A 12,000-nucleotide genomic window follows, 5' to 3' on the forward strand; every position below is an offset into this window, starting at 1 on the left:
GATTCCTTTCAAGATAACAAGAGGACATGTGGTTAAATTGATACTGGGTCGGAAAGTACCAATAACATAATTAAAAACAGACAATTCACTTATCTTATTAGACGAGAAAATTACTATCTATTCAATAAGTTTATTGATATAACACCAATATCAATAACATAAACTATTAAAACAAAAAACACGGCATGCCACTCTCTCGGTACTATCGCTTAAAATATTACTAGGATAATTAGCCTTGAAGAATCTCCTGCTATTTGCCAAACATATCGCGCTTAACGAAAAAGATGACGAAATATCTCCCCAGCATGTTGCTGCTGCTTTGTGGTATTTATCCGCATTTGTCGCAGATGAATCTAATGCGGTATTTCAGAAACTCCGAGTGCAGTTTGACGCGACAGATCCCACCGTTAGTGCTCTAGCTCATCGATACCAACATGACTTAAGCCATGGATTGCTAAAGACTACAGCTGAAAAGCCCGTACTGGCTTTTTCTGAAGCAGTAGCAGACTTATTGAGAGTCCATCGTCCGGTAGCATCAGGGGATGATTGGGTCAATAATATTGAACTGTTTGTAATTCCGGGAACCGCTGCCGATTATTTTGAAACCCTTAAAAAATTTGAGCAATTGAAGGTAACTTTACTGCAAGAAGTGTTTGGTCAAGATCACGCTGTGGAACATTTGATAGACAATATGGTGAAAGGAGTTTGGCAATCGCAGCAAAATCGACCTATTGGGGTGTTTTTCTTTACTGGACCACCTGCTTGTGGCAAAACCTTTTTAGCAGAGCGATTTGCCAATCACCTCAGTGAAGAATATTACTACAAAGCGTTTGATATGACTCAGTACACTAATGCAAACGAAAGCTTTGGGTTAGTGGGAGCAAAAAAAACCTACGATGATTCAGCACCAGGACAGCTTACCACTTTTGTAAAAAAGCACCCCAAATCCATCATTGTATTTGACGAGTTCGAGAAAGCGCACACGCAGGTATTATTGGCATTGCTTCGTATGCTTTCTGCTGGCTTCATCACTGATGAATATACCGAATTCGATGTTGATTTTAGACAAACAATTGTGGTGTTTACGTCTAACTTAGGAAGTGCGGTTTACAACAAACAAAACTATCTAGAGACCATTGATACCAAACCCGAGCAAGCACGTGCAGCAATGATTTCTCATTTACGCACCGAGACCAAATTGGAACGAGACCAGTTGGTCAAAGCAATTCCGCCTGAATTTCTGTCACGCCTATCCCAAGGAAGCATCATTCTGTTTAAATCCCTTGGGGTGGCCGAACTTGTGCGGGTAGCAGAAAAGCAGCTAAATACCGACTTGAAGCATTTTATGCAAAAAAGTCGAATTGATTTATTGCCATTTCATCAGCACTTGGTGCGTTTGCTATTAACCTCTTTTGCACCATTTTTTGATGTGCGAGATATCAAGTCTAACATCACTGCAAAAGTGATCGACCCAGTGACAGACTTCATTAGAGCTAATCCTGAATCAACCTTTAAACAGGTATCAGTGTTGCTCAGTGAAGATATAAGCAACATGTTGACAACCGAAACTTGTGAAACCCAAATTAAAGCACTCAAGATTCGTGGTGAAGTTCTATGTTTTGATTCAACGTGTAGCATTTGTGACAACCAACTTACACTGACGTTCTCAACTCCTAGTCGAGAGTTATTAATGCATGTAGACGATATGGGCGAGAGTGGCGGTATCGTTCTCGATATGCCTAACATTCGTTTTAACGATGTTGCTGGGCATGATGCGGTCAAAAGCCGACTTAGGGAAACGCTTAGAATTCTTCATCATCGAGATCAACTTGAGCAGGCCGGTATTAGCCCACCAAAAGGCATGGTACTTTTTGGCCCCCCAGGCACAGGGAAAACAACATTGGCGAGGGCATTGGCCAGTGAAGCAGGTATGCCAATCGCCACTTGTTCAGGCAATGAGTTATTGTCCGACAATTTTATGAAAGAGCTGTTTTTACGCGTAAGAAAATACGCACCCTGTATTTTGTTTATTGACGAAATAGATGCACTGCCCAAACGAGGGGAAGCAGGCGCTAAGGCAGACGCGCTAATGAATCAATTACTTACTGAAATTGATGGGTTTAATCAAAGCAAAGAACCGATATTTATCGTGGCTGCGACAAATAGGCTGGATAAACTTGATGAAGCACTGCTGCGCTCTGGAAGGCTAGATCTTCATGTGCATGTTCCTTTTTTGGATAAAGATGCCCGCCGATGGTTTATCGATAAGTTTTTGCAATACGATGGGTATGAAGAAGATATCGATGTTGAATTAGTTGTATCACTAACATCGGGAATGAGCGGCGCAGATTTAAAGAGAATCCATCGAGAAGCTGTACTTAAAGCACTAAGTGAAAACAACAATAAAATTACCCAAAATTCGTTAGTCGAAGAGATCAACATTCTTAAATATGGCGCCAAGCGTTCATTAGATAACAGTGAAAAGTGGCTTGCTGAAACAGCCTATCATGAAGCCGGTCATGCTGTGATTTCTCACATACTAATGCCAGAACGGGTGATTGAACAAATTAGCGTGGTTCCTCGAGAACAGGCACTAGGAATGGTGGCATTCAGTAACGATCAAAATATCGACTACACAAAAAACTATTGGTTTTCACAAACCTGTGTCGCACTTGCTGGCCGAGCCGCGCAAATAAAACAATTTGGCGAAGCTGGTCTTGATACTAGTGCCGGTAGTGATTTAAAGAGCGCAATGTGGTCGGCTTGGTCTGCCGTAGCCAAATACGGTATGCATCCTGAAAGCTATAACATGGATGTGACGGTACTGAATCAATGGACAAACGAAGCTTATTTCAAAAGCCATACAGAGTTACTCATCAAACAATGGCTGGATGATGCAACCACAAAAACAGATCAATTAGTAGTGCAATATTGGGATCAAATTTATATGGTGGCGCAGGCGCTGCTTGATAAAGAAGTATTGTCAGAAGAGCAATTCTTGAGCCTTATCGCTCAGCAGACGTATACATTGGCAAACTGAATCTGCAAAAGTTAGACTGCGATTAGTCCAATATTAACGTATTCGCAATAGCGCAATCAGAACGCACAATACCCTCACATCTCAAATTTCAGGTACAAAAAAACCGACGCTAGGTCGGTTTAGTTCCTTCATTAAGAAGGATTTGGTACCAGTGGCCAGACTCGAACTGGCACGCTTTTAAGGGCGCGGGATTTTGAATCCCGTGTGTCTACCGATTTCACCACACTGGCATATCAAATATGCACTTAGAAGCAATCAAAACAACTGGCTGTCTCTAAGTGCTGGGAATTATACCTTTGCCCATGACAATGGCAAGTCTTTTGCCGCGACTTTAATACAAATTGCATTTAACCGCTCAAAAATCATGCTCTTGGGGTTATTCTGCACCATGGGATAACAAAAAGGCGGTATATTCTTTATCACTTTTTTGGATATGATTAACCAACCAAGCCTTCAAGAAAGTCATTAATTCGTCGGCAACATCTTCCCCTTTTACAACCCGCTTTTGAAAATCAAGTACTTGCCCGACTAACTTGCCGTGCTTTTCCTTATGACTGTCGGTTTGTGGGTAACCAAAGCGGGCAAAGAGCTCTTCTTCATAGGCAAAGTGATTGGCGGTGTAATCCACCAACCCTTGCACGATACGTTTGATGGCTTCGAGTCCATACTCTTCGTTTAATGTGCGATGCAGTTCATTGATCAGCGACACTAATCGTTGATGTTGACGATTGATCTCTGGCATCCCTATGTCTAACTCAGGCCCCCATTTCACAAACAGTTTATTTTGCGCCTGAGTCGAGTTAAAGAATGCCGCATTCACATGGAATCGGTGCAGCAAGGAGCCGATTTCCTGCGACATGTTATACACTTTCAAACTCGATAAGTTAGTGTTGTTGGTGTGTGACGCATTACTCAGGGCGAGCTCTGCCATCACAGTGATATTTTTATTAATTTCTTCAGCAACTGTGTGTTGTTGCCCCGATGCCGTGGCGATTTGATGGGACATATCGGTAATGGTCTCCACCTGCGTGACGATTTGTCCGAGCGCGCTGTGGGCTTGATTCACCATCTCAGCGGTTTCGTCGGCAATGACCACGTTTTTCAACATGACTTCAACGCCATGTTGTGCACCTTTTTGTAATGCGGCGATTTGTTGTTGGATCTCAACCGTGGCTTCAGATGTCCGTTTCGCAAGATTACGCACTTCATCGGCGACAACGGCAAAGCCGCGACCATGCTCACCGGCTCTCGCACTTTCAATGGCGGCGTTTAAGGCGAGTAAGTTGGTTTGCTCAGCCACCTGCGAAATCGTTTCGATAATACTACTGATATTGTTGCTGTCGGCGGCCAAGTGTTCAATTACAGTTCGAGTGTCATGGATCTGTGCTGACATAGCGCCAATTTTAGTCACTATGCCATTCATGATTTGGTCGCCATGCTTGGCAGAACTTTGGGCAATATCGGCAGCCTTGGCCGCACTCACGGCATTTTGCGACACCGCTTGCACGCTTGATACCATTTGCGTCATCGCACTGGCGGCCAGTTCCGTTTGATGCTCTTGCTCTAACACCCCTTGTTTTGCCTGTTCACTGATGACCTTGATATCCGAGGCCACTTTTTTCATCCCTTCGCAGGTATCAGACAAAGATAAAATCGTGCGGCTGACATCCTCGCCCATGCGGTTGATGCTATGCACGACCTTAATGAACACGCCCGCATCTTTCTCTTCTAATTGATAGCTTAAATCTCCCTCGCCTAAATGATGGGCGGCACGTTCAAGCTGTCTTAAATTGCGAATTAATTTATTGATGTTGAAAATTAAAATGCCGGCGAGCGCGCTTAAACACAGGATGGCGACAAAGTGCCCTGTGATCACTAAACAATAGAGTGGATAAATCAGCAACAGCAGTGGCGCAAAGATAGAATTATATCCCATTGAATCCTTCCGACCTTTATTAGAATCCATTTTTTACTCCTTTAAAAAACTGATATCACAGCATTCATCTAAAAAAACAAGAACAAATAAATAGCATGGTGCGATAACAAAATATCGATCTGGTTAAGTAGATTAATCCTAGACGCTAACTGAAGAACAAACAAAGCTAAATTATTTGAACTCATCCCAGTTAAACACCCACAGGAATATGACCAAGATCACAGAGTTAACTAAGGGTTATGACTTTGTATTCCTATGTCGATTCTTTATTGATCAAGATCAGTATTTTAGCTATCGAATACCGCTAATTTAGAGAGGACTTCACAGGAAAGAGGATTTCAGTCATGGCATTTTGGTTAGATCTAATGTTTGGTAACCCCATAGGCTTACTTTCAATGATCGTTATCTTTAGCACAATAGGGATAGTGTCTTATATCACTTGGATGTTCATTGTGAAGTCGGCACCGAAACAATAGTTTTTGCTCCAGTTGTTCTTCATGTTCTTGTATAAATGCAAAATCTAGGGGGTTTTTATCACCCCCATTTTTTGTTGTCTCGCTTTTCAGAATACTGCAACTCATCTAAAGCCAGCACTCATCCGAGCGAGACAAAACACGCCTATGCAGCGTGTTTTCTGTTTTGTACTAGACCATTTAAAAACTGTGGACGCGCTTTAATCAACGACTGCATCTCTTCTTGGCTCGGCTCACCCGCAGGCAATCGCAGCACATCGCGGTTGAGATACATGCGGGCTTTCATGGCAATCTTATAATCGGCTGTCGGTCCCTGAATCGCATAATGGCGCTCGTTACCGAGTTTTTCTAAGATGCAGGCATTCAATAAACTTTTCACTGCGGTTTCATTTTGCGGCAGAGTCAAAATTGTGGCGCCCTGAAGAAAGAACTCTCTGACTAACGCTCGCTCTGCGGGATCAAGCAGGTTCACTTTAGCTTCAATCGTCTCAATAACACGCTTATCACTTAAATGACGAATTGATTCATCTAAGCCTAAGTTAATCAACTGGCTCAAAAAATAGGCGATAGATATGATTAGGCCTAATCCAACAAACTGCGCATGTTCCGGCACAAATTTATCGAGCGCCAGCACTGCCAACACGTTCGGGGGAATAAGGAGTAAGACAGTACAACTCACCATTAGCCACAGCATGACTCTGAACATCATTTTCTTTGGACTAACAAACTTAACTGAATCCAGCTTGAGTTTAAACATAGTGCTATCCCAGTGACAAAAAATTGAACTTATCGGCTAATAAGCAAATTCAATGCCATAAATGAAGAGATATTTCGTTGATTTTATTCGCAAGAAAATGCACTTTATGGATCTGTAGGTCTATGCTTATAAGCATCTCAAGCCGCTATTGCATAAAGAAAATTTAAGATGCTGACATTCTTTAGCCAACTTATCAAAAGTCCCATAGGCAGGCACCTTACCTTGTCTATTGTACTTTTTAGCTCTGTTATCACCTTAATCACCACTGCGTATCAGTTGATCAGTGATTATCGCAATGACGTTGTGCGCATCGACAGAGTGTTTTCCAATATGGAAAAGGTGAACTTAGATGTGCTCGCCGCCAGTATTTGGGTGATTGACGAGCGGCTCATTAACACTCAGCTCAATGGCTTAATTCAGTTGCCCGATATTAACTACATTTCGATTAAAGATGACAGCGGCCAAGCGTGGAATGCGGGCGTGCAAAAGCAAGAACACTCCTTAGATAAAACCTTTCCTTTAGTTTATAAATCCCCGACCGAGAGTATTAATGTCGGCACACTCGAAATACAAGTCGATGTCGATGCCATCTATCAGCGCTTGTATGATAAAGCCATTATCATTTTGCTCTCTAACGGAATAAAAACCTTCTTAGTTGCTGGATTTATTCTATTTTTAGTATGGTTCAATATCACCAAACACTTAGATAAACTCAGCCAATACTGTAAAAATATCGACCTCGATCAAGAATACGAGCCACTGCAATTTGCCCGCCAAGAAAAAATTGATGAGTTCAAACAAGTCGCCGATTCCATCAATAGTATGCAAGTGCAACTGAGAAGCTCCTTTGGCGCCTTAAAGAAATCGAAGACTGAACTGCAAACGGCCCTGGAAGACAGAGAGCGGCTACTCAAACTCGAACGTAGCTATAAAGAAGAACTCGCCAGGCAAGTTAAAGAGAGAACCATAGAGTTAGAACAATCCCTTAGCGCGCTAAAACGGGCGCAACAAGTGCTGGTTGAGCAAGAAAAAATGGCGGCCTTGGGTGGACTTGTGTCGGGCGTTGCCCACGAGATAAACACGCCGATTGGCATTTGTTTGACGGCGGCGAGTGCGCAGCTGAGCCATATTGAAGAACTGATCGACCTGATCCACAGCGATCAAGCCACCTTAGATGAAATCAATGAGATCCTTAATGAGTATCAAGAAAGCTGCGAACTCATTGTCCGCAATATCACCAAAGCCAGTAGTTTGATCCAAAAATTCAAAACGATCGCCATCGATCGCAGTCATGAAGAACACCAACCTTGTAACTTAAGTCAGCAACTCCACGAGATTTTAGAGTCGACATTAATTATGCATCCGCATGTCAACGCCGTCACTGAAATCAGCGTAGAACCCACACTCTATATTCAAACCAATATCAGTTTATTGAATCAAATCGTCAGCAATATTCTGTCGAACGCCTTTACCCATGCCTTCCAAGGACGTGAAGATAATCTCATCCACATCAGCGCCACAGTGGACGAAGAGTCGATTCTAATTAGCATTCAAAATAATGGCTTAGAAATTCCAGCCGATGTTGCTGAACACATGTTCGAGCCATTTTTCACTACGAATCGTAATAAAGGCGGCACGGGCTTAGGATTATCAGCGGCCTTTAATGCCGCGACGCTATTGAAAGGCACTATGAGTTATCGCGCAGACTCAAAACTTGGCGGCCCGCAATTTGATATCAAATTTCCATACACTCAATGTGAGCCTACGGTCCTCAATGGCCAACAAGATTTTTATATCTAGATATAACGCAGTGGAATGACACAATATTGCAGTGATACTCACCGCTCATACGAGCGGTGAAATCATCAGTAGAAAAACGTTAACCCTTTAAAGCGTTTCTTGAGCCTGCAGTGCTAAGCGTGCTAATACTCGGCTTGCCGCCACAAAGCCAAATGTTCCAGTGACCATAGTGACAGCGCCAAAACCTGAAGCACAATCCATTCTCATGCTGCCATCGGCCGCCGCTTTAGTACCACAAACAGAACCATCGGCTTGTGGATAAACTAACTGCTCACTGGAAAAAACCGCATCTATCGCAAATCGGCGTTGCACATTTTTAGAGAAGTTATATTCGCGGCGCAAAATATTGCGCACTTTGGCTAACAAAGGATCTTGGTAAGTTTTAGCGAGATCAGTTAACTGAATTTGAGTCGGATCTGTCTGCCCACCCGCACCGCCTACCGTAACAATCTTGATTTTTTGACGTTTACACCAGGCAATTAACGCAGCCTTTTGCTTAACGGCATCAATACAGTCAATAACATAATCAATGTTGCCGCCCTCTTTAGCCCCGAGCAAATACTCGCCTAGATTATCCAATGTAATAAAATCTTCTATTTCATTCACTTGGCAATCAGGATTAATTTCACGGATCCGCTGCGCCATCACAGCGACTTTAGAGCTGCCGATAGTGGAACTGAGCGCGTGAATTTGACGGTTAGTGTTAGTGACACAGATATCGTCTAAATCCATCAAGCTTATCTGTCCGATGCCGCTTCTCGCTAAGGCCTCTGCCGCCCAAGTACCTACGCCACCAATACCAATCACCACCACGTGGGATGTGGCAAATTTAGCCAGAGCCTTTTGTCCATACAAACGGCCAATTCCGCCAAATCGATTTAGATAGGCCTCAGTCATAAATACTTACCTTATATTACCCAATAACAGCAGGAGCGCTTGCCCTAGCATCGAATGGATGCCAACAGGGGCAGCTTAATAGCAACACCAGAAATGTGCGGTGGATTCTAAACGATCTGGACATAAATCGAAATCAGATCCGCAGACACATAACGCCAGATGCAAAAGGATACGATTGCCAAGCAAGCGTAATAAATGCAAAGACTCATAATGCATGACCGAACAACTCGGTAATCAACATAATTAAAAGCTGTATTTTACTTGTAAAACAATATGTTGAATAAACCGCTCTTTATATGAAACTTGATCCAGATCACACTTTATTACTGAAAGTCTGTGCAGACTTTGCCACACAAAAGCTCAACAGCATGCATAGATACTTAAGTTATCCATGCATATAACAGCGATAAGCACAGGAAAATGAAGATGAAAAAGACTCTGCTGACTACGGCTATTATTTCTAGCCTCACACTCTATTCATTCACAGCACTCGCCGATGGCCCTGAATTCTATGGTCATGCTGATCTTGCTATTACCAACTCAGACACAGGTTACGCAACTCAGAACCAAAAGGACGGCACTGTTCTTGAAAACAACTTCTCATGGTTAGGCGTAAAAGGTTCTGAGGCTGTAAGCCCCTATTTTGACATCATTTATCAAATGGAATTTGGCGTCGAAAACTTTGATAACTCAAACAAGACGTTCAACGCCCGTAATACTTTCCTTGGTATCAGAAGCGCGGCTGGTACTGCCTTAGTGGGCCGTAACGACACAGTATTTAAAGCAGCAGAAGGTAGCTTCGATCTCTTTGGCAACACCAACGCCGATATCGACTTGCTGGTTGCAGGCCAAACTCGCTCCGCCGATGGCATTTCTTACTATTCACCTAAAATTACCGATCTGGTGACGCTTAATGCCACCTATCTGATGAGCGATAACTATGATCAAGTCGATAGCAATGGCGACGAGGTGTACAGCAAAGATCACATGTATGCTCTGAGCGCCACCTTAGGGGATAAAGCCTTTAAAGCACAAAACTACTATGTCGCTGCCGCCTATAGTGATGGTATTGATAACGTTGAAGCCTACCGTGGTGTGGCCCAAGCTAAATTCGGTGACGTGATCTTAGGTGCCTTATATCAACACAGCGAACATGTGGATGATAAGTTTGCCAACCTCTCAGGTGATACCTACTTCGTCAACGCGGCTTACTTAATTGGCGACTTGAAATTGAAGATGATGTACGGCAAAGATGACTCAGGTTTAGGTAAATACGTGAGCCGTTATGTCGGTGACCAAAACAACAGCGGTTTGGAACAGGTTCGCGATGTCGACCTGCAACAGTTCAGTGTGGGTGCAGATTACCGTCTGAGCACTAAGACTATGGTCTATGGTCACTACACGCGCTTCGATGGTGATCTTATGTTAGCCGATGTGAAGCAAGACCTTAATGACAACATCTTTACTGTTGGTTTACGCGTTGATTTTTAAATAGATTAATAAACTAACCACAAGGTTATTTCTTGATAAAAAAGCGGCTTCGGCCGCTTTTTCTGCTTAGATATCGTCCCCAAACACATATCCATAGCCGATATGACAGACTTGCTACAGTATTAGTATATGCTACAGTTACCCTCGCCGACCCACTGTCTAAGGCAATCCGCCTTACCTACCACTTAAGTAGTAAGTGAAAAATACAGTTTTGCACCTTTCAGGTAAATTTGCAGTCAAGGTATAAGGAAATATCCTAGAAATAGCCCGAATATGGACAAGGAGAGCCAAAAACATGATCTGCACCACAGCCTGCGAGTCGTAAAACTGTAAAAATCGGCTGCAACTTTGTTACCGACTCAGGTAACAAATGCGTTAAACCACACAAAAACCATGAAAAATGGAAAAGAACTTAGGTTCGAGGGAGCACAAAACATGAAAAAGACATTCATCTCTGCATCAGTTGCATCAGTATTGGCATTGGCTTCATTCGGTGCGCTAGCCGAAGGCCCAAGCTTTTATGGTCGTTTAGAGCTTGCTTTAACCCATACTGACACTGGTGCCACTCTACAATCTGGAACTAATGGTGTTACTGTTGGTGAAGACGGCACTTATTTAGAAAACAACTTCTCTCTACTAGGCGTTAAAGGCTCAGAAAAAATCGCTGATGGTTTTGAAGCTATCTATCAAATGGAATTCCAAGTTGAAAACACTTCTGGTTCTGGCGATGTTTTCAAAGCGCGTAATACTTATGTAGGTTTAAAAACTAATGCAGGTACTGTGTTAGTGGGTCGTAACGACACAGTATTCAAACAAGCCGAAGGCGGCGTGGATATTTTCGGTAACACTAACGCAGATATCGACCGTTTGATCAGTGGCCAAACTCGTAGTGCAGACGGTGTGTGGTACTACTCGCCTAAGATTGCTAACTTAGTAACATTAAACGCAACTTACCTATTTGACGATAATAATGACGATCAAATCGACAAAAAACCAGCGCCTGCTACTAGCGAAAGCTTATACGCTCTGAGCGCAACTTTAGGCGATAAAGCGTTTAAAGATCAAAACTACTATTTAGCGGTTGCCTATAATAAAGGTATCGGTGGTATTGATGCATACCGTGGTGTAGCTCAGGTGAAATTAGGCCAATTCAAAGTTGGTGGTTTATTCCAAAACTCTGAAAAAGTTGATAATAGCTCAGTTGATGGTAACACTTACTTCGTTAACGTTTCTTATGACCTGAACGGCGTAAACCTGAAGGCTGAATATGGTTATGACGAAGCTGGTTTTGGTAAATATTACGGCGCTTTAGGTCAAGCTGGTGCTGATGATATTAGCGTGAACAACTTCAACGTTGGTGCCGACTATCGTTTAGCTAAATCAACTATGATATATGGCCAATACGCTATGTACAAAGGTGATTATAAAGATGCCGGTGCTAAGTTTGACCTAGAAGATGACAACGTATTCTCTGTAGGCGTACGTTACGACTTCTAATCTCTTAACCAAGAGATAATTAAAAACCTACTGTAGCGATACAGTAGGTTTTTTTATGTCTCGAATCTAAAAGCAGTCGAGACTCAGGCGATAAAAACAAAAAAGCCAC

General features: G+C 42.8%; 8 protein-coding genes and 1 tRNA gene. 5 read left to right on the forward strand and 4 right to left on the reverse strand.

The window, feature by feature from the left end; translation table 11 throughout:
* Window positions 1-235 precede the first annotated feature (235 nt).
* Complete coding sequence (locus KV201_RS09380) at window positions 236-3,040, forward strand: AAA family ATPase (RefSeq protein WP_226059157.1); 2,805 nt, start codon at window positions 236-238, stop codon at window positions 3,038-3,040.
* A gap of 143 nt (window positions 3,041-3,183) precedes the next feature.
* Here KV201_RS09380 and KV201_RS09385 read toward each other — a convergent pair.
* A tRNA-Leu gene (locus tag KV201_RS09385) sits at window positions 3,184-3,270 on the reverse strand.
* A gap of 146 nt (window positions 3,271-3,416) precedes the next feature.
* A complete protein-coding gene (locus tag KV201_RS09390) occupies window positions 3,417-5,006 on the reverse strand; it encodes a bacteriohemerythrin (protein ID WP_226059158.1) in 1,590 nt (529 codons plus the stop codon).
* A gap of 314 nt (window positions 5,007-5,320) precedes the next feature.
* Between KV201_RS09390 and KV201_RS09395 the strand changes: the two genes are divergently transcribed.
* Window positions 5,321-5,452, forward strand: coding sequence for a DUF3149 domain-containing protein (locus tag KV201_RS09395; protein WP_006083014.1), 132 nt, complete (start codon window positions 5,321-5,323; stop codon window positions 5,450-5,452).
* Window positions 5,453-5,594: 142 nt separating this feature from the next.
* Here KV201_RS09395 and KV201_RS09400 read toward each other — a convergent pair whose 3' ends face one another.
* A complete protein-coding gene (locus KV201_RS09400) occupies window positions 5,595-6,206 on the reverse strand; it encodes a superinfection exclusion B family protein (RefSeq protein WP_006083015.1) in 612 nt (203 codons plus the stop codon).
* Between the two features lie 168 nt (window positions 6,207-6,374).
* Here KV201_RS09400 and KV201_RS09405 point away from each other — a divergent pair, with 168 nt between their 5' ends.
* Window positions 6,375-8,006 (forward strand): ATP-binding protein, encoded by a 1,632-nt coding sequence (locus KV201_RS09405; protein WP_226059159.1) that lies wholly within the window; start codon window positions 6,375-6,377, stop codon window positions 8,004-8,006.
* A gap of 87 nt (window positions 8,007-8,093) precedes the next feature.
* On the opposite strand, the gene tcdA is transcribed toward KV201_RS09405, so the two are convergent.
* Window positions 8,094-8,903: a tRNA cyclic N6-threonylcarbamoyladenosine(37) synthase TcdA gene (gene tcdA, locus KV201_RS09410; protein WP_006083017.1), complete on the reverse strand. Its 810-nt coding sequence runs from the start codon at window positions 8,901-8,903 to the stop codon at window positions 8,094-8,096.
* Window positions 8,904-9,329: 426 nt separating this feature from the next.
* Between tcdA and KV201_RS09415 the strand changes: the two genes are divergently transcribed.
* Together KV201_RS09415 and KV201_RS09420 are read left to right on the forward strand one after the other, a co-directional pair.
* On the forward strand, window positions 9,330-10,394 hold the full coding sequence (locus KV201_RS09415; protein ID WP_226059160.1) for a porin: 1,065 nt from the start codon (window positions 9,330-9,332) through the stop codon (window positions 10,392-10,394).
* A gap of 435 nt (window positions 10,395-10,829) precedes the next feature.
* Window positions 10,830-11,891 (forward strand): porin, encoded by a 1,062-nt coding sequence (locus KV201_RS09420; protein WP_226059161.1) that lies wholly within the window; start codon window positions 10,830-10,832, stop codon window positions 11,889-11,891.
* The last annotated feature ends 109 nt before the right edge of the window (window positions 11,892-12,000 follow it).

The sequence above is a fragment of the Shewanella sp. SR1 genome (assembly GCF_020447145.1).
Taxonomy (GTDB): domain Bacteria; phylum Pseudomonadota; class Gammaproteobacteria; order Enterobacterales; family Shewanellaceae; genus Shewanella; species Shewanella baltica.